The sequence below is a fragment of the Halobellus ordinarius genome (assembly GCF_031823395.1).
GTDB lineage: Archaea > Halobacteriota > Halobacteria > Halobacteriales > Haloferacaceae > Haloquadratum > Haloquadratum ordinarius.
Genome location: NZ_JAVQKJ010000007.1, coordinates 193,603 through 211,373, shown reverse-complemented (window position 1 = coordinate 211,373; position 17,771 = coordinate 193,603). Strand labels below are relative to the sequence as shown.

20 protein-coding genes are annotated in these 17,771 nt (G+C 66.1%); 10 read left to right on the top strand and 10 right to left on the bottom strand.

The genetic code is table 11. The features are described from left to right. Positions 1 to 94: 94 nt before the first annotated feature. On the bottom strand, positions 95 to 619 hold the full coding sequence (locus tag RJT48_RS12000) for a J domain-containing protein (RefSeq protein ID WP_311172525.1): 525 nt from the start codon (positions 617 to 619) through the stop codon (positions 95 to 97). 123 nt (positions 620 to 742) lie between these two features. On the opposite strand from RJT48_RS12000, the gene RJT48_RS11995 reads away from it, so the two are divergent. Beyond that, on the top strand, positions 743 to 1,210 hold the full coding sequence (locus tag RJT48_RS11995) for an acyl-CoA thioesterase (protein WP_311172524.1): 468 nt from the start codon (positions 743 to 745) through the stop codon (positions 1,208 to 1,210). Between the two features lie 65 nt (positions 1,211 to 1,275). On the opposite strand, the gene RJT48_RS11990 is transcribed toward RJT48_RS11995, so the two are convergent. After that, positions 1,276 to 2,085: a TrmB family transcriptional regulator gene (locus RJT48_RS11990; protein WP_311172523.1), complete on the bottom strand. Its 810-nt coding sequence runs from the start codon at positions 2,083 to 2,085 to the stop codon at positions 1,276 to 1,278. A 534-nt stretch (positions 2,086 to 2,619) separates the two neighbouring features. Between RJT48_RS11990 and RJT48_RS11985 the strand changes: the two genes are divergently transcribed. After that, positions 2,620 to 2,781: a DUF7838 family putative zinc beta-ribbon protein gene (locus RJT48_RS11985; RefSeq protein WP_311172522.1), complete on the top strand. Its 162-nt coding sequence runs from the start codon at positions 2,620 to 2,622 to the stop codon at positions 2,779 to 2,781. Between the two features lie 35 nt (positions 2,782 to 2,816). On the opposite strand, the gene gcvPB is transcribed toward RJT48_RS11985, so the two are convergent. The 5 genes from gcvPB to RJT48_RS11960 all read right to left on the bottom strand — a co-directional run bounded on the left by gcvPB (position 2,817) and on the right by RJT48_RS11960 (position 7,811). Then, positions 2,817 to 4,235 carry an aminomethyl-transferring glycine dehydrogenase subunit GcvPB gene (gene gcvPB, locus RJT48_RS11980; RefSeq protein WP_311172521.1) on the bottom strand — a complete coding sequence of 473 codons (1,419 nt, stop codon included), beginning with the start codon at positions 4,233 to 4,235 and terminating at the stop codon, positions 2,817 to 2,819. A gap of 55 nt (positions 4,236 to 4,290) precedes the next feature. Beyond that, the gene (gene gcvPA / locus RJT48_RS11975; RefSeq protein WP_311172520.1) at positions 4,291 to 5,637 is read right to left on the bottom strand and encodes an aminomethyl-transferring glycine dehydrogenase subunit GcvPA; all 1,347 of its coding nucleotides are present in this window, start codon (positions 5,635 to 5,637) and stop codon (positions 4,291 to 4,293) included. 20 nt (positions 5,638 to 5,657) lie between these two features. Then, positions 5,658 to 6,038: a glycine cleavage system protein GcvH gene (gcvH, locus tag RJT48_RS11970; RefSeq protein ID WP_311172519.1), complete on the bottom strand. Its 381-nt coding sequence runs from the start codon at positions 6,036 to 6,038 to the stop codon at positions 5,658 to 5,660. Beyond that, positions 6,039 to 7,136: a glycine cleavage system aminomethyltransferase GcvT gene (gene gcvT / locus RJT48_RS11965; RefSeq protein ID WP_311172518.1), complete on the bottom strand. Its 1,098-nt coding sequence runs from the start codon at positions 7,134 to 7,136 to the stop codon at positions 6,039 to 6,041. Between the two features lie 393 nt (positions 7,137 to 7,529). Then, the gene (locus RJT48_RS11960) at positions 7,530 to 7,811 is read right to left on the bottom strand and encodes a DUF7999 family protein (protein ID WP_311172517.1); all 282 of its coding nucleotides are present in this window, start codon (positions 7,809 to 7,811) and stop codon (positions 7,530 to 7,532) included. Between the two features lie 158 nt (positions 7,812 to 7,969). Between RJT48_RS11960 and RJT48_RS11955 the strand changes: the two genes are divergently transcribed. From RJT48_RS11955 to hmgB, 6 genes are all read left to right on the top strand, one after another. Then, positions 7,970 to 8,461: an NYN domain-containing protein gene (locus RJT48_RS11955; RefSeq protein WP_311172516.1), complete on the top strand. Its 492-nt coding sequence runs from the start codon at positions 7,970 to 7,972 to the stop codon at positions 8,459 to 8,461. A 95-nt stretch (positions 8,462 to 8,556) separates the two neighbouring features. After that, a complete protein-coding gene (locus RJT48_RS11950) occupies positions 8,557 to 9,405 on the top strand; it encodes a TatD family hydrolase (RefSeq protein WP_311172515.1) in 849 nt (282 codons plus the stop codon). A gap of 118 nt (positions 9,406 to 9,523) precedes the next feature. Continuing rightward, a complete protein-coding gene (locus RJT48_RS11945; protein ID WP_311172514.1) occupies positions 9,524 to 10,120 on the top strand; it encodes a DUF2150 family protein in 597 nt (198 codons plus the stop codon). A 205-nt stretch (positions 10,121 to 10,325) separates the two neighbouring features. Continuing rightward, positions 10,326 to 11,888 carry a hypothetical protein gene (locus RJT48_RS11940; RefSeq protein ID WP_311172513.1) on the top strand — a complete coding sequence of 521 codons (1,563 nt, stop codon included), beginning with the start codon at positions 10,326 to 10,328 and terminating at the stop codon, positions 11,886 to 11,888. 124 nt (positions 11,889 to 12,012) lie between these two features. Next, the gene (locus RJT48_RS11935) at positions 12,013 to 12,714 is read left to right on the top strand and encodes a hypothetical protein (protein WP_311172512.1); all 702 of its coding nucleotides are present in this window, start codon (positions 12,013 to 12,015) and stop codon (positions 12,712 to 12,714) included. Between the two features lie 139 nt (positions 12,715 to 12,853). After that, a complete protein-coding gene (hmgB, locus tag RJT48_RS11930; protein ID WP_311172511.1) occupies positions 12,854 to 14,191 on the top strand; it encodes a hydroxymethylglutaryl-CoA synthase in 1,338 nt (445 codons plus the stop codon). A 54-nt stretch (positions 14,192 to 14,245) separates the two neighbouring features. Here hmgB and RJT48_RS11925 read toward each other — a convergent pair whose 3' ends face one another. Next, positions 14,246 to 14,953: a helix-turn-helix domain-containing protein gene (locus RJT48_RS11925; protein ID WP_311172510.1), complete on the bottom strand. Its 708-nt coding sequence runs from the start codon at positions 14,951 to 14,953 to the stop codon at positions 14,246 to 14,248. Between the two features lie 246 nt (positions 14,954 to 15,199). Between RJT48_RS11925 and RJT48_RS11920 the strand changes: the two genes are divergently transcribed. Further along, the gene (locus tag RJT48_RS11920; protein ID WP_311172509.1) at positions 15,200 to 15,871 is read left to right on the top strand and encodes a metal-dependent hydrolase; all 672 of its coding nucleotides are present in this window, start codon (positions 15,200 to 15,202) and stop codon (positions 15,869 to 15,871) included. Between the two features lie 53 nt (positions 15,872 to 15,924). After that, a complete protein-coding gene (locus RJT48_RS11915) occupies positions 15,925 to 16,491 on the top strand; it encodes a GNAT family N-acetyltransferase (protein WP_311172508.1) in 567 nt (188 codons plus the stop codon). Between the two features lie 24 nt (positions 16,492 to 16,515). On the opposite strand, the gene RJT48_RS11910 is transcribed toward RJT48_RS11915, so the two are convergent. Both RJT48_RS11910 and RJT48_RS11905 read right to left on the bottom strand, forming a co-directional pair. Beyond that, a complete protein-coding gene (locus RJT48_RS11910) occupies positions 16,516 to 17,112 on the bottom strand; it encodes a DUF7978 family protein (protein WP_311172507.1) in 597 nt (198 codons plus the stop codon). 126 nt (positions 17,113 to 17,238) lie between these two features. Then, complete coding sequence (locus tag RJT48_RS11905; RefSeq protein ID WP_311172506.1) at positions 17,239 to 17,697, bottom strand: pyridoxamine 5'-phosphate oxidase family protein; 459 nt, start codon at positions 17,695 to 17,697, stop codon at positions 17,239 to 17,241. Positions 17,698 to 17,771: the final 74 nt, after the last annotated feature.

Below are 17,771 nucleotides of genomic sequence, written 5' to 3'. Positions count from 1 at the left end.
CTTATTAAAACGCTTTTCGTGGTGTGAGTTATCTTGACACAGTAGCGCTCCGGAGCGTCAGAGCCCCCGGCCCGGCGGGCAGGGAGATACGCGGTCAGTCTCTGAGCCGCTCGTAGGCGCGGTTGATCTCCTTGAATTCCTCCCGGTCGCCGGAGTCGGTGTCGGGGTGGGCGGCTTTCACGCGCTCGCGGTAGGCGGCCTTCACCGCGGCCTGGTCGGCGCCCGGGTCGAGTCCGAGCCTCCGGTACGCTTCCGATCGCGTGAGGGCGTTCGCGTCCGGCCCTCGGCCACCCGGCCGTCGCCGTCCGTCACTCCGTCCGCCTGCACCGCGGGCGCGCTCCCCGGTAGCCTCGGCAGCGCGGCGGCCGGGCCCGAACCCCTCGAAGTCGCGTGGACCGCCGGCCGCCGCGTTCCGCCGTCGCCGGGCGCTCCCCGCAGTCCGTTTCACTCGCTCGCCCAGCGACCCGCTGGCGTGGTACCAAAGCAAGTACGTCGCGGCGCCGAAGATGGCCGCAAACAGCAGCAGAAACGGCTGATAGACCGCCGCGAGGACCGTAAAGAGCACAGTCGTCCCGGCGAAGACCGCTGCGATTCCGACGACGATTCCGTCTCCGTCCACGACCGAAGGGAGGAGGCGGAGGCCCGTAAGCGTCTCGGCGGCGAGGCGTGTTTCGCGCCGCGAGGCCCCCCTACCCGTGTCCGAGACGACAGAACGAATACGGCGGTCCGGAAAGGAGCGGCTATGATCGCGCTCGAGGAGACGTACATCGAGAACCGGGTTCTCGTCCATCCCAACGACACGAACAACTACGATATGGCCCACGGCGGCAACGTCGTCAAGTGGATGGACGAGGTCGGCGCGATGTCGGCGATGCGCTTTGCCGGCCAGACCTGCGTCACCGCCCGGATGGAGAGCGTCGACTTCCACCAACCGATCCCCCGCGGCAACGCCGCACTGATCCAGTCGTACGTCTACGCTGCGGGGACGACGAGCGTCAGCGTCTACCTCCGGGTGTTCAGCGAGGATCCCCTGTCCGGCGAGCGGAAGCTCACCACGGAATCACACTTCGTCTACGTCGCCGTCGACGAAGACGGGAGCCCGACACCGGTGCCGGAGCTGGATAGCTCCTCGGAACGAGCGAGGGAACTCAAAGCGGCCGCCGACGGCGACGGGGACGTTCCGCCCGTCGACAAACAGTGGAGCGAGTGACGCGGATCGGGGATCTCTGCGGCTGTGTCAGGGGGATCTCCGGGGGACGGGACCTGAGCTGAGCGCTACTGATCGCCACGCGGATCGCGGCCGGGGAACAGCCCCTGTGAGAGGAGCCGGCGAGCGATCACGATCAGCCCGTTGCGGAACCCGCCACCGAAGATCGCCTGTTCCTGGCGCGAGTCCGGGACGACCGTGCTGACGAGGATGTTCGACCGATCGACCAGCAGGAGCCGACCGATCACCAGGTCGTCGTCGAACTCCGCCTGCGGACGCATCCATCCCAGCCCCGACACGAACGTCGTCGCGTCCGGGAGCGAGTTGTGGATCTTCCGCTCCAGGGATTCGGTGACCGCTCCGACGAGGACGTCGACCTTCTTGTTCAGTTCGGTCAGTGCCTTGACCAGGTCCTCCGTCAAAAGAGCCTCGTCGCCGAGAACCAGGACCACTTCCTCCTTGGCCTCCGTGATCAGCTTCCGCGAGCGGTTCGCTATCGCGTCGTTCCCGGAGAGCGCCCACACCTCCTGGACCGGTCCGTTGGATTCCGGTTCGGCGTCGCCGGCGGTTTCGAGTGCGTCCCCGAGTCGCTCGACGCGGGCTTCGTACTGATCTTGGAGGGTCTCGGTCGCTTCCTCCAACGGGACCGCCCGGAACTGCTGCGGGCTCGAATGCTGAATCTCGACGAGTCCCTGCGCCTCCAGGACCCGGACGGCGTCGTACACGCGGGTCCGCGGGACTTCGGTAATCTCGCTGAGCTGTTTAGCCGTTCCCGTCGAGAGCCGCGAGAGCCCGACGAAACACTTCGCCTCGTACTCTTTTAGCCCGAGTTGCTGCAGTACCTCTGTCGCCTCTTGGAGTGCGTCTTCAGTGCTCATGTGTCCCAACCACAACCCGGGAGAACCCGAGGTCCTTCAAACATCGCGCCGCAAGACTGATATGTGTTGTTACTGCCAAAGAACGGGGATGGGCGTCCCCCGGGGAAACGGCCCGACCGACGATGACAGCGGCATCGGGTTGTCACAGCCGGCGTCACAGTTCTTTTTGACTGCGGCAGGGGGCAGTTCTAGCGCGAGAGAATCAGTCACTCGATTAATCACAAAATCGTTATACGTAGGCGGGAAGTACCCCAATCTGGCACGCCAAACGGATCTGTGTCCCAACCACAACCCGATGCGTGCCGACTCAGTCACGTTCCGTGGCTGAGTTCGTATGGCTGAACGGCGAACCCCCGAGCAGTCGCTATGGACCGCGCTGACTGGGACGTGCGAATTCTCACGAGATTGTCAAAATCTCGCTTCGGCCGTCTGATCCCCGCGCCGACCGTTTCCATATCGCGACATCGGATTTATCGCGGCGTCACTGCGGGACGAATCAGTATTTTCAACACTGCTCGGAGCGAAGGTCGGCCTATGAGTCTCGAACGCGACTACGAGTGCCCCGAATGCGGTCACTCGGGCTTCTGGAAGACGGCGTCGATGAAGCTTCACCTGGGAACGAAAACGAAGTGGAGTTGCAACGAGTGCGGCTACGGGTTCATCGAGATCAACGGGATCAGCACCGCAAAAGCGTGATCGCCCGTTTTATCGGGTCGTAATCCCGGAGCGACTCACGACTCGTCCAGCGCCTGCCAGGAGAGCCGCGGGTTCCGCGCGGCGTCAGCCTGGTCGATCCGTCGTGCGGTCGTCTTCGAGGGCGACGCCGCCAGTTCCGACTCGTCGTCAGTCATCGCCGCGTTGAACGCGGCCGCGAGGTCGTCAAGCGCCTGGCGGTCCTCCGCCTCCGTCGGTTCGGTGAGCATCGCCTCGGGAACGAACTCCGGCCACTTGGTCGTCGGCGGGTGGACGCCGTAATCCAGCATCCGCTTTGCGACGTCGGCCGCGTCGCGGTCGCCGGCGGTCGCCGCGAACTCGTGGTGGAACGGGTCGTACGGGATCTCCATCTCGAGCTGTTCGGCAAGATAGTTCGCGTTCAGCACGGCCTTCGCCGAGGCGTCTTCGAGCCCCGAATCACCCAGGCGGGCGATGTAGGCGTACGCCTTCACGAGGACGAGCCAGTTGCCCTCGTAGCCGTGGACCTTGCCGATGGTCTGCTCGGGGTCGTAGAGTTCGTACTCCCCGTCGGTTTCGCGAACGTGCGGACTCGGCAGGAAGGGCGCGAGTTCCTCACGCACGCCGACCGGCCCCGCGCCTGGGCCGCCGCCGCCGTGCGGCGTCGCGAACGTCTTGTGGACGTTGTAGTGCATCACGTCGAAGCCCATATCACCCGGGCGTGCCCGACCGAGCAGGGCGTTCAGGTTCGCGCCGTCGTAGTAGAGCAGTCCACCGGCTTCGTGGACGATCTCGGCGATTTCGACGATGTCGCGCTCGAAGAGCCCGACCGTGTTGGGGTTGGTCAGCATCAGCGCGGCCGTGTCCTCCGAGACTGCCGCACGGAGGGCATCGAGGTCGACGCGGCCGTCGTCCCCGGAGGGGAGTTCGACCACGTCGTAGCCCGCCATCGCGGCACTCGCGAAGTTCGTCCCGTGGGCCGACGCGGGGACGATCACCTCCGAGCGGTCGTGGTTCTGTGACTCGTGGTAGGCCTTCGCGATATGGATGCCCGTGAACTCCCCGGCGGCACCGGCCGGCGGCTGCAGCGTCACCGCGTCCATCCCGCCGATGCGAGCGAGGTAGTCCTGGAGGGCGTGCAGGAGTTCTAGCGTCCCCTGGACGCTCTCCGGCGAGCGGTCGGGGTGGACGGCCGCGTTCGGGTCCGCCGCGACGGCCTCAGTGAACGAGGGATTGTACTTCATCGTACACGACCCAAGGGGATACGGCCCGCTTTCGACACTCCAGTTCATCTGGGAGAGTCGGGTGTAGTGTCGCGACAGTTTCGGCTCCGACAACCCCGGGAGTTCGAGCTCGTCGCGAGTCAGTTCCGCGGGGAGCGGCGACGCCTCGTCGACGTCGACGCGCGTCGTGTCCTTCTCCGAAAGCAGCGATTCGTAGCGGTCGTCGTCGCCGTAACGTGCCTGATCGTGGTTCATCGGGTCACCTCTCTCGCTGGTTTCCTGCTCGGCTGTCGGTGCAGGCTCGTGACGTTCATACTGCCTCCTCGAACGCGTCGACGAGCGCGTCCGTCTCCGCGGCGTTCACGTCGGTGACACACACCTGGAGCCGGTGTTCGTCGACCACGTGGACCGCAAACCCCTCGGATTCGAGGTCCCCAGCGATGGCCGAAGCGGGCTGGTCCGTCCGGACGAGGAACTCCCGGAAGTGGTGGCGGTCGTGGACGGGCGCTTTGATCCCGCGGACATCGTTGAGCCGCGTTGCCAGCGATTCCGCCTCCCGGACGCACTGACTCGCGAGGTCCACGAGGCCGTCGGGACCGAGCCACGCGAGGTGCATCGCGGTCCGCAACGCCACCCACGCCTGGTTCGTACAGATGTTCGAGGTGGCGCGCTCCTTGCGGATGTGCTGTTCGCGCGTCTGTAACGTCAACGTGTACGCGCGCTTGCCCGCATCGTCCTCGCCCGCCCCGACGAGCCGACCGGGAACCTGCCGCAGGAACGACTCGCGGGTGGCGAACAGTCCCAGTCCCATCCCGTAGGCGGTCGGGAGGCCCAGGGCGTCGGCCTCGCCGACGACGACGTCGGCGCCGACGCTCGCCGGTTCTTCGAGCAAACCGAGCGCGACGACGTCCGTGCCGAGACAGAACAGCGCGCCGGCTTCGTCGGCAACCTCGCCGACCGCCGAGAGCTGTTCTTCGATCGTCCCCCGAACCGTCGGGTTCTCCGCGTAGATCATCGCCGTCTCCGCGTCGGCACTCTCCGAAAGTGCGTCGACGTCGACGTTGCCGTCGTCCGTCGGGTACGTCGCCACGGTCAGGTCCGTGCCGTCGACGTAGTTGTCCAAGACAGCGCGTTTGTTCGCCGAGAGCAGTTCGGGGACGAGCACGGTCGTGCCCGAAACCCGCCGAACCCGCCCGGCGAGTCGCGCCGCCTCGCCGAGCGCCGTCGCGGCGTCGTACATCGAACAGTTCGCGACCGGCAACCCCGTCAGTTCGACGAGCAGCGACTGGTACTCGAACAGCGCCTGCAGGAAGCCCTGGGTGATCTCCGGCTGGTACTGGGTGTAGGAGGTGAGAAACTCCGCCCGCTGGGAGAGGTCGTCGATCACCGAGGGGACGTAGTGAGTGTGGTGCTCCCGGCCGAGGAACTCCGTGAGGTCGGCGTTCTTCGCGAACATCGCCCCGAGTTCGTCACGGAGTTCCCGTTCGCTTCGGGGTTCGATGCCGAGGTCGCCGTCGAATGCGACCGACGACGGCACGTCGAACAGATCCGCCTCGCTGTCGACGCCGACCGCCTCGAGCATCGCCGCCGTCTCCTCGGGCGTGTGCGGCGCGTAGGGACTGCCCGCGACGCGTTCGTGTCGTCCGGTGTCAGTCATCGTCGGTTACACCCCCACGGTCACTCAGTCTGCGCACGGTACTCCTCCGCCGACAGGAGGTCGTCGAACTCGCTTTCGTCTGTGACCTCGACTTCGAGCATCCACCCGTCGCCGTAGGGACTCTCGTTGACCAGTTCGGGCTGGTCGAAGAGCTCGTCGTTCACCGCAGTCACGGTGCCCGATACGGGCGAGTAGAGGTCTGAGACGGCCTTGATCGACTCGATGACGCCGAACTCCTCGTCTCGGGCGATCTCGTCGCCGACCTCGGGCAGTTCGACGAAGACGACGTCGCCCAGTTCGTCCTGTGCGAAGTCGGTGATCCCGACGGTAGCGGTGTCTCCGTCGGTCGTGGCGTACTCGTGCGATTCCTGATACTTGCGGTCTTCGGGTACTTCAAACATTTATGAATCCTCGATGAATGGTGTGGATACGACTTCCGCGCGTTTCTCCTGGCCGCGAACGACGACCGCGAGGTCCGTCCCGGGGTCCGATAGGGCCGTCGGGACGTAGCCGAGTGCGATCGCCTCGCCCAGCGTCGGGCTCATCGTCCCGCTCGTGACGTTCCCCACGACGTCGCCGTCGGCGACGATCTCGTAACCGTTGCGGGCGATCCCGCGCTCGCGCAGGCGCAGGCCGACGAACGTCTCGTCGGGGCCATCGGCGGCGACCTCGGCGAGCGCGTCGCGGCCGACGAACTCGGTGTCGAGGTCGACGGTCCAGCCGATCCCCGCCTCGTAGGGGGTCCGCGGCTCCTCGGCGGGGTCGAAGTCCTGTCCCGAGAGGAGATACCCCATCTCGGTGCGGAGCGTGTCTCGGGCGCCGAGCCCACAGAGTGTGCAGTCCGCTTCGAGTGCGTCCCAGACGGCTTCGGCGTCCTCCCACGGACAGAGGATCTCGAACCCGTCCTCGCCGGTGTATCCCGTGCGGGATACCCACGAGCGAACGCCGCCGACCTCAGCGTAGGCTCCCTCGCCCCACGAGAACGACTCGACGTCCACATCGGACGTCGCGTCCGTGAGGATGTCGACCGCGTCGGGCCCCTGCACTGCCACCATCGCCCACATCTCGGTCTCGTTATCGACCTCGGCATCGAGGTCCCACTCGTCTCTGTGGTCGACCCACCGCCGGTAGATCTCCTCGTCGTGGCCGGCGTTCGGCACGAAGAGGTACCGGTCGGCGTCCGCTTCGGGGAGTCGATAGACGATCGTGTCGTCGATGATTACTCCCGAGTCGTCGGTGATCGCGGAGTACTGGGAATCGCCCGGGGAGAGATCCCGGACGTTGTTTGTCGTGAGCCGTTGCATCAGCGTCGTCGCGTCCGGGCCCGTGACGACGATTTCGCCCATGTGGGAGACGTCGAAGAGGCCGACCGATTCGCGGACAGCAGTATGTTCCGTCCGGATCGAATCGAACTCGACCGGCATCTCCCACCCCCCGAAGTCGGTGAACGTCGCGCGAGCGCCGTACACCTCGGACAGCGGCGGCTTTCGAAGGGCCATACTGGCCCTTGGTACGGGAGAACAAAGGTTTTGGTATGTTTGCTGGGAACGGGGGCAGCCGAGAGAAATAAACCGTCGAGTGCGATATCAAATTCGGAACTGATAGATCGGCTGGGGATTCTTCGCAGAGTCGGTGGTGAAGACGGGCTCTGAGAGATGTGGGGACCGCTGAGGCGATCTCTGGAAAATTGCGAGGGGGTCTCGGCTCTGATACTGATTACTCTCGTCTCTTCCCGCCGAGCGCCGCCAACGGGGATGGCGCTCGGCGGTAAACAGTGAGAGTAATCAGTATGAGACGTCCGACCTGGCATCACTACCTGGTGAGTATCGTTCGAGCGGGCAGCGGCTTCCATCCCAACGACGGGGACAGCGCGGTCATCTCGGGGGCAGTGTTCAACTCCCGGCGGCCGAACCGGCAGGCGAGACGCTCGATTCCGCACGCGGGGCGCCCTCAGCACGCCAGACGTTCCCCCGAGCCCCGACCCGGGAGAGGTGGATCCGTACCGACTCGCCGCTCGCCAGCGACGACAGCGATTCGCGCGTAGACTCGTCGGCGTATTCGACGAGGTGGTACGTTGCGTTCGTCGCGGTCGACCGAACGGTGACTGCACCGTGTGCGTTCATCTCTTTCTCGATTGTGTACAATCCAGGTGATTCAGGCGTATTCGCACTCATTATACCTAATGGAACGACTCAATAGTTGATAAATCTAGGCTATAAGGAGTAATAGGTGTATATTCGGCTACCGAATACGTCGACGCGCCAACGGGCTAGCAGGCAACTGTCGTTCGCCGCATCGTCGCCGTTATGTTGACTCCCGCGGTACCGGGAGTATGGACCTTCTGGGACGGCTGTTCGCCGAGGACGCGCCGGCACCGCGCGTGGCGCTCTTCGTCGACGGCCCGAACGTCCTCCGCGACGAGTTCGACGTCGACCTGGATGACCTCCGGGAGGCGGCCGCGGCGGTGGGGCAGTTGACGGCGACGCGACTCTATCTCGACGAACACGCGACGCCGGGGTTGATTCAGGCCGCGGAAGCGCGCGGGTTCGAGGTGATCGTCACAAGCGGCGACGTCGACGTCCGCCTGGCGGTCGATCTCACCCGTTTTGCCGTCGAGGGTCGTGCGGACGTGATCGCAGTCGCCTCGCGTGATACGGATTTCAAGCCGGCGCTGGAGACCGCAAACGAGTACGGCTGCCGGACGCTCGCAGTCGCCCCCGGTGAGTTCGGACGCTCGGACGCGCTCCGCAATGCCGCGACCGAACGGGTGACGCTGGAAGAAACCGAGGACGACGGGCCGACGCTGGTCGGCTACGATTCGTAGTCGCTCGGTCAGGGGAATCGTCCAGTCCCGACGCGAGTGATGTCCGGTCGACCGAAAGCGGACGGACTTTTGCGCCGGACCACCGATAGCGGTGTATGGACGACCTCGACACGCCAGTCCTCGATAACCACCTCCATCTCGACCCCGAGCACGGGCGCGGCGTCGACGCCGTCCGCGACTTCGCCCGCCTCGGCGGCACCCATCTGCTCGTGGTGAACAAACCCTCTTGGCACCTCGGCATCGAACCGGAATCGGGCGCGGACTTCCGTCCCGTCTTCGAGACGACGCTCGACGTGGTCGACGCCGCCACCGACCTGCTTTCCGGCCGGGCGTGGCCGGTCCTCGGCGTCCATCCGGGACTGATCTCCCGGCTCGTCGACGAGCGGGGCTTCTCGCCGGCGGCGGCGGCCGAGTTGATGCAGGCGGGACTCGACTGCGCCGCGGAGTACGTCGCCGACGGTGACGCGCTGGCGCTGAAGTCCGGGCGCCCCCATTACGACGTGAGCGACGCCGTGTGGGAGGCCTCGAACGACGTGATGCGCCACGCGTTCGCCTTGGGCGCGGACCACGATTGCGCCGTGCAACTGCACACCGAGGCGGCCGAGGACCTAACCGAAGTGGCGGACTGGGCTGAGGAACGCGGCCTCCCGGCCCACCAGGTCGTGAAACACTACGCCGGCGGTCGGCTCGCGGGGCCGACGCCGAGCGTGATGAGCGAGAAGGATCGACTCACGACCGCCGCCGAGTCGGGGGAGCCGTTCCTGATGGAGACCGACTTCGTCGACGACCCCGACCGACCGGGGGCGGTGCTCGGGCCGAAGACCGTCCCGCGCCGCGTCCGGTGGCTCCTCGAATCGGGCCACGAGGAGGCTGTCGAGCGCGCTCACGTGACAACGCCGAAGCAGGTGTACGGGATCGACACGCGCGCAACGCTGTCGCGGTAGGGGGCGCTGGGATCGATCCGCGGGCACCTGGATCGATCCGCCGCCAGCGACCGCTGTCGCGGCAGAAAAACGACCGTCGACAGGAAAGGCATTTGAATCCCGGCGGGAATGGTGGAGTATGACCGAGGCCGAGGAGACCTACTACACCGAAGAACGCTGGCAGAATTGGCTCTCGCGCGTCGAGGAAGAGAATCTCGACCCAGAGAACGAAGACTCCGCCCGCCTGCTTTTGAACCTCCAGGACGACGCCGCCATCGCGGTGGCGAAGATTCTCTCCGCCTACGAGGACGGTCGTCTGGACGACGAGGAGGCCATCGAGGAACTCGAAGGGGTGCGCACGATCGTCCTCTCGGAGCCCGATCTGGACATCGAGGATCCGGACGTGCGCGCGGACAAGGAGATGCTCGTCGACGGCGTCCAGACCAGTCTCGTCTGCGTCTTCTACGCCGCAGAGGAGTACATCGTCGCGGGCGCGGCCGAGGAGGCGCCGCTCGAAGAGTACGTCGACGCCGCCGCCGCGGCCGAGGCCGACGACGATATGGACGCCGCGCTCGGCTATCTCGTGCAGGCGGGTACCCGGATCATCGCGGGCGACGAACTCGACATGACCGTCGTCGACGACCTGGAGTACGGCCTCGTCTCCGAGTGGATCAACGGCCTCGACAGCCTCCAGAGCGCGATGAGCGACCCCGAAGTCGTCGAGGAAGAGGACTGATAATGATTACTCTCACTAAACGAGAGTAATCAGTATGAAACGGTCCGACAGACGGCTGTCCAGTTGTCGTCTCCCTGCGGCGGCGGATCGCGTGAAACGGTCGTGTCCGACCGGATGATCGGCTGACGGCGTCGACGGGACTCCCAGGCCTCGGGCGCTCGGAATCGGCGGCACGTTTTTACACGGCAGCCCCAGACCCGCACGTATGTCGTTCAGGGACGCCGAGAGGGGGGTGACGGTCCAGATCGGGGTCGTCATCCTGCTCGGCTTCCTCGTCGTGACCCTGTCGCTGTACCAGGCGACTGTCGTCCCCGACCAGAACAGGCGAGTCGAGTTCGAGCACAACCAGCGCGTGCAGGCGGACATGCAGGGCGTCAGAAACGCGATTCTCGAGACGGCCGGGACCGGCACCGCCGCGCCAACGAGCGTCGAACTCGGGACTGCCTACCCCTCCCGCGTTGTGGCGGTGAATCCCGGGCCGCCGAGCGGGACGCTCTCGACGAGCGACCTCGGCGCGATCGAGGTGCGGAACGCGACGGCCGACGATCCTACCACGCCCGGGACCGATTATCCGGAGACGGCGGACTTCTGGGACGGATCGACACACAGCTACCCGACGAAATCGCTGGCGTACCAGCCGAACTACGCGAACTACGGCACCGCACCGACGACGATCTACGAGAACGGCGTGGTGTACAACCGTTTCGGATCGGGGAACGTCACACGGACCGGCCAGTCGGTCGTCGCCGGGCGCCGAATCTCGCTCGTCGCGCTCGCGGGGAATCTCTCCCGCGGCGGTTCCGGCACGCTCACTCTCAACCCCCAACCGGTGAGCGTTTCGACGCGGACGATAAGCGTCTCCAACGCGACGGCCGGCGAGAACGTCTCGGTGATCGTCCCCACGCGGCTGAGCGCCAGCGAGTGGACAGACCTGCTGAACGAGACCGGCGAGTACGACCCCGACGCGGACCCAAGTAACGGCGCGCACGTCTACAGGGTCGCCGAGCGCCCGGACGGCGTCGAACTGTACTTCGAGCCCGGAACGACCTATCAGCTGAAACTCTCGAAAGTGGGCGTGGGAACGAGCGTCGAGGACACCGACGCGGCATATCTGACGAGTGCCGAGGACCTGACCGCGAGTCCGTTCGAGGGACGGACGTACCCCTTCGTGGTCGAAGCGCGGGACAAGTACAACAACCCGCTCGCCACACAGGTCGCCGCCTCGGCTGACCGCGGAACCGTTCCGCCGGGGACCGTCAGAGAGCCGGGACGCTACCGCTATGAGTACACCGCACCCGGCGCCAACGGTCCCGACTGGGTGAACGTGAGCTTCCGATCCGCGGCCGACGGCCCCGAGTACGACGTCACCGACCCAGCGTTCGACGGGAGCAACGTCGAGAACGTGCAGTATGGCGTAGAGGTCCAGGAAGCGCCGGGTGGCGGGGGTGCCGCGACGCCGGCCATCACGATCTCCCGGTTCGATATCGACGACAGCAACAGCAACCCCTCGTGGATCCGGGTGGATATCCTGGACGTGACCGCAGACGACAGCGACGGGGACGACGATCTTCGACAGTTGGACGTCGAACTGATCGACGGCGATGGTGACGTCGTCGCGGGGCCACTCACCGCCAGCGGCGATGCCGCGCGGCTCACGATAACAGGCGAGAACTTCGAGGTCAACAGGGAGAACGGCCCGTACGTGGTGCGCGTTACGGTCACTGACGCCGACGGCAACGTCCAAGAAGCGGAGAAAAACGTCGGATAGTCGATAGCCCCACAGCCCACAGCGTCGCTCGCGGGCGATAGCAGGAGCGTCGAGATCGGATCCAGTTTTCAGTTCTGAGATCTCCTCGTAACCTTCTTTCACGGAATAGTCGAATTTCCCGCTAGTGACGGCGTCCTCCACCGACCGCGCGCAGACCGAGTCACTCGCGAGTTTGTTGCTCCTCGGCATCGTCGTCGTCAGCGCGACGACCTTCGGTGCCTACTACGTCGCCTCGGCGACGGGGGGAGCGGGCGACGGCGGCCCCGGGAGCGTGGGGAAAAGCGTCGATATCGAGGCCTCGGTGACAGCGGACGTGCTGACGCTGTCACACAACGGCGGCCCGGCTATGTCGGTCGACGCGCTTCGAGTCGTCGTCGCCAACGACTCCGGGGAGTTCACAGTCGCCTTCGAGGAGGGGACCGTCCGCGACGGCGGCGGCGCGAACGGACAGTTCGATCCCGGGGAGACGTGGCTCCTGGACTGGAATCAGTCCGCCGGAACGGACGTCACTGTCTCGTTGATCAACGACGACGCCGAGACGCTGGTGTTTCAGGATACGATACTGATCCCTGCGGAGTCAACGGACCGCCCGGCAAAGTTAGCGAAGGGTGAAACCGCTGTGGGCGGCGGTAGCGAGGAGGGTAGTGAGGAAGACGGCGACGACGAGGAAGAGGAGGAGGAAGACGAAGAAGACGAAGAGGAGGAGGAAGACGAAGAAGACGAAGAGGAGGAGGAAGACGAAGAGGAGGAGGAGGAGGAGGAAGAAGAGGAAGACGAAGAAGGCAACCCCGGAGTCGGAAATGGATCCGGTAACGGGAACAGGTAAGCGAGCCTTCGGAGCACTGGTCGAACGAAGTCTGGACTCTTCTGATAGGGGCGGTGCTGGGGATTCCTCGGTCGCTTTTCGACGGACGACGTACGGAATCATCGACAAAACCATATGCGCAGCCACGAAACTCGGGGCTATGACCGCCGTCGGCATCGACGCCATCGAGATCCGGACGGGAAAACTGCGACTTGATCTCCCCGAGACCTTCGCCCCGGCGAAGGGCGAAGACCCCGGGAAGTACGCGAAGGGGATCGGGATCCAATACTCCTCGCTCCCCGACGTCTACGAGGACATCGTCACGATGGGCGCAAACGCCGCGAGGGAACTGATGGACCGCAGGGGACTCGTCCCCGAGGACATCGGTCGGATCGACGTCGCGACCGAATCCGCCTTCGACAACTCGAAGCCCGTCTCGACGTACATCGCGGGCTGTCTCGAATCGGTGTACGACGGCGACTTCCACCACGCGAACAAGGGCGAGCGGAAGTTCGCGTGTCTCTCCGGCACCCAGAGCGTCGACGACGCGTACAACTGGATCCGCGCCGGACGGAATCGCGGGCGCGCGGCGCTCGTGATCGCGACCGACACGGCGCTCTACGCACGCGGCGACCCCGGCGAGGCGACCCAGGGCGCCGGGGCGGTCGCGATGCTCATCGACGAGGACCCGAACATCGTCGCGCTCTCGACGGAGCAGGGTTACGGGAGCGCCGACGAGACCGACTTCCTCAAGCCGAACCAGCAGTTCCCGAGCGTCGACGGCAAGCGGTCGATCCAGGTGTACCTCGCGCGGATGCGCGAAGCGCTCGAGGATTACGAGTCCGTCGCGGGCGACACCCACCCCGACGACTTCGTCTACTTCCCGTTCCACACGCCGTACCCGGGGATGGTCCGGAAGGCGGCGCTGCTCGGCTACCGGCACATCACCCGGAACACCGAAGTCGAGGACGCCCTCGCCGAGGACATCGGGATGCAGCCACGCGAGGACGACTACGGGAGCCGGGAAGACTACGAGGAGGCGATCCGCGGGTATATGGACGAACTGAAAGAGACGCGCCGCTATCAGGAGTGGTACGAGCAGGCGATCGATCCGACTGTCGACATCTCGGGACAGGTCGGCAACTGGTACACCGGCTCGGTGCACGTCGCGCGGCTTTCGGCGCTCCGTGCGGCCATCGAAAACGACGTCGCGCTCGCGGGCGAGAAACTCCTGGTCGGCTCCTACGGCTCCGGCGCACAGGCGGAGATCCACGCCGAGACCGTCCAGGAGGGGTGGCACGAGGAGGTCGACGCCGCCGACGTCGACCAGCAACTGGACGGGCGCTACGACCTCTCCTTCGAGGAGTACGAGCTAGTCCACGACGCGCACAACCACGAGAAGGAAGTCGACGTCGACGCGTTCACCCAGCCGTCCGGGGAGTTCGTCTTCACCGGCTGGGGACGGATGAACGAGCGACGTTACGAGTACGTCGAATAGCGGGACGTGAGGAGAGAGCGCCCCGGCGAATCTCGAAAAGCGACCGCCGTCGCTTCAGGGCAACCGACGCAGGTCCTCCAGCATCTCGTCGAGGTCGCGGTTCGAGATCGCGAGCGAAAAGCCGTCGATCGTCGCGAGCGACGGCGCGTGCTCCCAGAGATCGTCCTCGGTGAGTCCGTGGAGGACGACCGCGTTCGGCGTGGGGTTGACGACGCGCATCGCGACCAGCGGCGACTCCCCCCGCGTGACGCCGGTGAACACGAGCGCTCGCGAGGTCGACTGCCCGTAGAGGCGGTAGAACTCCTCGGAGGACAGGCGAGTGATGGCCTCGATGCTGTTGATCACGGTGTGGCCGCTGATGCGGTCCTGATCGCCGCGAACGAGTTCGGTCGCATCCATCGCGTCGTACAGCGTCTCCAGGGGGATCGAGGTCGGATACTCCCGGAGGTCCTGGACGATGTCGCTCTCGAAGCCCGCAGAGATGACGCGGGCGTACTGGCGGATCCGGCCGCCGCCGCGTGACTCGTCGATATCTAAGAGCGCCTCGACCATCCGTCGGACGACGCCGATCCCCGGGCTCTCACGACGGCCGCTCTCGTAGTCCGAGATCACAGAGGAGGAGACCTCCAGTTGCTCGGCGAGGGCTGTCTGTGAGACGTCGAAGTCCGTGCGCCACTTCCGGAGGGTCGCCCCGGGGTCGTCGCTCAGCGTGATCTCCCCCGCGATCCGTCGCGCGAGATCCTCCCGCGGAACCGTGGTCACGGCAGTCCCCTCGCGATCGGCCTCTCTCGGTTCATACCGGTCCCACGTCCGGGAGGCGGGCGCAAAAGGGTGTCGAACGGGGGGTTCGACGACCGCCGAGCCCCCTTGCAGGAGAAACGTCGAGGCGTCCCCGCAGGAAGAACGCTAAGCTGTCCCCGCAGGAAGAACGCTAAGCCCTCCTCGCAGGAAGAAACCCAAGCCTTCCCGGCAGGAACGTTCAAGTCCGCTCGCGCGCCAAAATCAGCCGTGCCGTCGACCCTCGTCCACGTCGCGCTCGCGCTTCTGCTGGCTGCGGCCCTGCTCGGCGAGGAGTTCGACGGGCGGGCCGCACTGGTCGTCGCCGCCGCGACCGTCCTCCCGGACCTCGACGTGGCACTCGAACCGATCGTTTCGGGTGCCCATCGCTCGGTCGGCCACACCTTCCTGTTTCCCGCGCTGCTTTTGGCCGCACTCGTGTGGGACGCACGGCGTCGCGATCGTTCGCAGCTCCGCTCGCGCTTCGGCGACCGCGGGGTCCGTCTCGCGTTCGTCGCCGTCGCTTGCATCTTCGGGGCCGCGATCGTTCCCGACCTCGTCGTCGGCGGCGTCAACGCGTTCTACCCGCTACACGACGCCTTCATTACGGTCGACGGCCGGCTGTTCTACTCGACGGACCGCGGATGGGTCCAGACGTTCGTCGACCTCTCGCCGCCGGAACCGTCCGAGCCGTCCGAGCCGTCCGACCCACGCACGACCGAGAACTTCCGGTTCCGGACGGTGCTGGACGCCGAACCGACACTCGGGGTAGAGGACTCGGGTGGCGACGGCGGGGAGCCACAGCGCGTCGAGCGCCTCTTCCCGGTGGCGATGACGGGCTTTCGCGCGTGGCTGCTCCCGCTTTCGGCGTTCGTGACGGCCGTTCGGCTCCGGCGGGCGTGAGCGGGCGAGGAGAGATGGGAGCGCTCTTGTCGCCGCACGGCCGAGCGTGACCGATGACCGGAGCAACCGACGGGCGCGAGACCGACGCGGTCGACATCGACGTGCGGCCGTACGAGCCGGCGACCGACGACCGCGAACTGTGGGCACTCAAGCGCGGGTTCGAGCGCGGCATCGGCGCGGAGACCGGCAGCGCGGAGAAAGAGGGCGTCTACGAGGCCAAACTGACCGAGGACTACCGCGAGCGGTGGCTTGCGTGGGTGGACCGGTGCGTCGGCGAGGATCCGGACTGCGTCGTCGTCGCCGCCGCGGTAGCAGCGGACGGGGAGACGACCGACACGGGCGGGGCCGACCCGCTCGTCGGCTACGCGTTCGTCCTCCCGGAGTCACTCTCGTTCGTCTGGGATGCCGCCGTCCTAAACGAGATCTACGTCGCGCCCGCGTATCGAGGCACGGGCGTCGCCGACGACCTCTTCGAGGCGGCGCTCGCCCGTGCCCGCGGACAGGACCTGCCGCTCGATCGGATGGTCCTCGACGTCGATCAGGAAAACGATCGGGCTCGGGCGTTCTACGAGCGCTACGGCTTCGAGCACTGGGGTGAGATGGTCGCGCGCGAGTTGTGAGCGCCCGCGGCGTCGACGCCCCGGTCACTCCCCGGACGCGAGCGAACCGAGGACACCGCCCACGGCACCGAAGACGAGCGGGTAGACGATACCGACGAGCAGAATGGCCGTCACGAGCGTCGGGCCGGCGGTGGCGTCGCCGACGTCGATCCCGAAGAGAAAGGCACCGACGACGCCCAGCGGGAGGTAGCCGAGCAGGACCGTCGCGCCACCGAGCGCGCCGGACAGCGGCGTCTCAGCGTGGCTGACCGCTGCCGCCACCCCGCCGGCGAGCAGCAGGAGGATCGGCGGTAGCAGGAACAGCGCCGCGGCGAATCCGTCCTCGCCGCCGACGAAGTTCGTCGCGGTGGATCCGAGCAGCCCGGGAATCTCAGTCGTGACGAAGTGCTCGTTGTAGAACACCCAGCCGACGATCTTCCACGTGCCGGGGTCGCCGGTCGCGACTTCCAGGATTCTGGAAGCGATCGAGTTTTCGATCCGCTGGCCGGTAGCGGCGTACGTGAGCGCGTAACCGAGGAGGTACGCGAGCACGCCGCCCAGCGCACCTGCACCCAGAGTGCGGGTGCTGAGTGCACTGGACTGGGAGGGTGTCGACGAGAGTGAGGACTCGGGCGGTGACATCAATTGACTAAGAACGCGCATCCGTAGGAGTCTTCTGGTCGGCGGATCGCCAGTCGGCGGGTTCTGTCTGTCGAATTTTTCGTCATCCGACAGCCCGGGGTCGGAGCGGAGACGTTGCGAGGCCGCTCACTCGATGCCGGCGGGCGGTTTCTCGCGACGGCCGGTCACCTCGTCAGGCTGCAGCCGGTAGAGCTGATAGTCGAGTTCCTGGACCGGTTCCTCGGTGATCGTGAAAAACGGGATGTCGATCGAACGGATCGCTTCCACGATGGTCCCGTCGATGCTCGCTTCGGAGATCTCCGAGAGCGGGCCGCGGACGACCACCGACTGCCAGCCGCGGTCGCCCTCGACGGTGACGACGACCACCGCCCGTTCGGACTGCTCGACGTACTCCCGCTTCTCGGAGTCGGTCCCGAAGCCGAGGCGGAGGTAGACGTCGCCGGCCTCGGCGTCGTAGCCGTACGAGATCGGGATCGCGTACGGGTCGTTGTCGCCTGCGAGTGCGAGCACGCCGACGCCGCCCCGGCCGAGTAGTTCGTCGATCTCCGTTCGATCCAGCACGACGGATTCGTTGTCTCGAGGCATATGTGAACAGTTGTCCTACAATAGGATAAACTGTCGCTCGACTGGCGGCTCGTCCTCGCGTGTCGGCGGCGGCC

Excerpts from the sequence above, each read along its gene's own strand:
- RJT48_RS11950 (WP_311172515.1), top strand. The coding sequence starts at position 8,557 with ATGGACGACCTCGACACGCCAGTCCTCGATAACCACCTCCATCTCGAC.
- RJT48_RS11955 (WP_311172516.1), top strand. The coding sequence starts at position 7,970 with ATGGACCTTCTGGGACGGCTGTTCGCCGAGGACGCGCCGGCACCGCGC.
- RJT48_RS11905 (WP_311172506.1), bottom strand. The coding sequence starts at position 17,697 with ATGCCTCGAGACAACGAATCCGTCGTGCTGGATCGAACGGAGATCGAC.
- gcvPA (WP_311172520.1), bottom strand. The coding sequence starts at position 5,637 with ATGACTGACACCGGACGACACGAACGCGTCGCGGGCAGTCCCTACGCG.
- RJT48_RS11960 (WP_311172517.1), bottom strand. The coding sequence starts at position 7,811 with ATGAGTGCGAATACGCCTGAATCACCTGGATTGTACACAATCGAGAAA.
- RJT48_RS11990 (WP_311172523.1), bottom strand. The coding sequence starts at position 2,085 with ATGAGCACTGAAGACGCACTCCAAGAGGCGACAGAGGTACTGCAGCAA.
- gcvPB (WP_311172521.1), bottom strand. The coding sequence starts at position 4,235 with ATGAACCACGATCAGGCACGTTACGGCGACGACGACCGCTACGAATCG.
- RJT48_RS11945 (WP_311172514.1), top strand. The coding sequence starts at position 9,524 with ATGACCGAGGCCGAGGAGACCTACTACACCGAAGAACGCTGGCAGAAT.
- RJT48_RS11910 (WP_311172507.1), bottom strand. The coding sequence starts at position 17,112 with ATGTCACCGCCCGAGTCCTCACTCTCGTCGACACCCTCCCAGTCCAGT.
- gcvH (WP_311172519.1), bottom strand. The coding sequence starts at position 6,038 with ATGTTTGAAGTACCCGAAGACCGCAAGTATCAGGAATCGCACGAGTAC.
- RJT48_RS11985 (WP_311172522.1), top strand. The coding sequence starts at position 2,620 with ATGAGTCTCGAACGCGACTACGAGTGCCCCGAATGCGGTCACTCGGGC.
- RJT48_RS11940 (WP_311172513.1), top strand. The coding sequence starts at position 10,326 with ATGTCGTTCAGGGACGCCGAGAGGGGGGTGACGGTCCAGATCGGGGTC.
- gcvT (WP_311172518.1), bottom strand. The coding sequence starts at position 7,136 with ATGGCCCTTCGAAAGCCGCCGCTGTCCGAGGTGTACGGCGCTCGCGCG.
- hmgB (WP_311172511.1), top strand. The coding sequence starts at position 12,854 with ATGACCGCCGTCGGCATCGACGCCATCGAGATCCGGACGGGAAAACTG.
- RJT48_RS11915 (WP_311172508.1), top strand. The coding sequence starts at position 15,925 with ATGACCGGAGCAACCGACGGGCGCGAGACCGACGCGGTCGACATCGAC.
- RJT48_RS11995 (WP_311172524.1), top strand. The coding sequence starts at position 743 with ATGATCGCGCTCGAGGAGACGTACATCGAGAACCGGGTTCTCGTCCAT.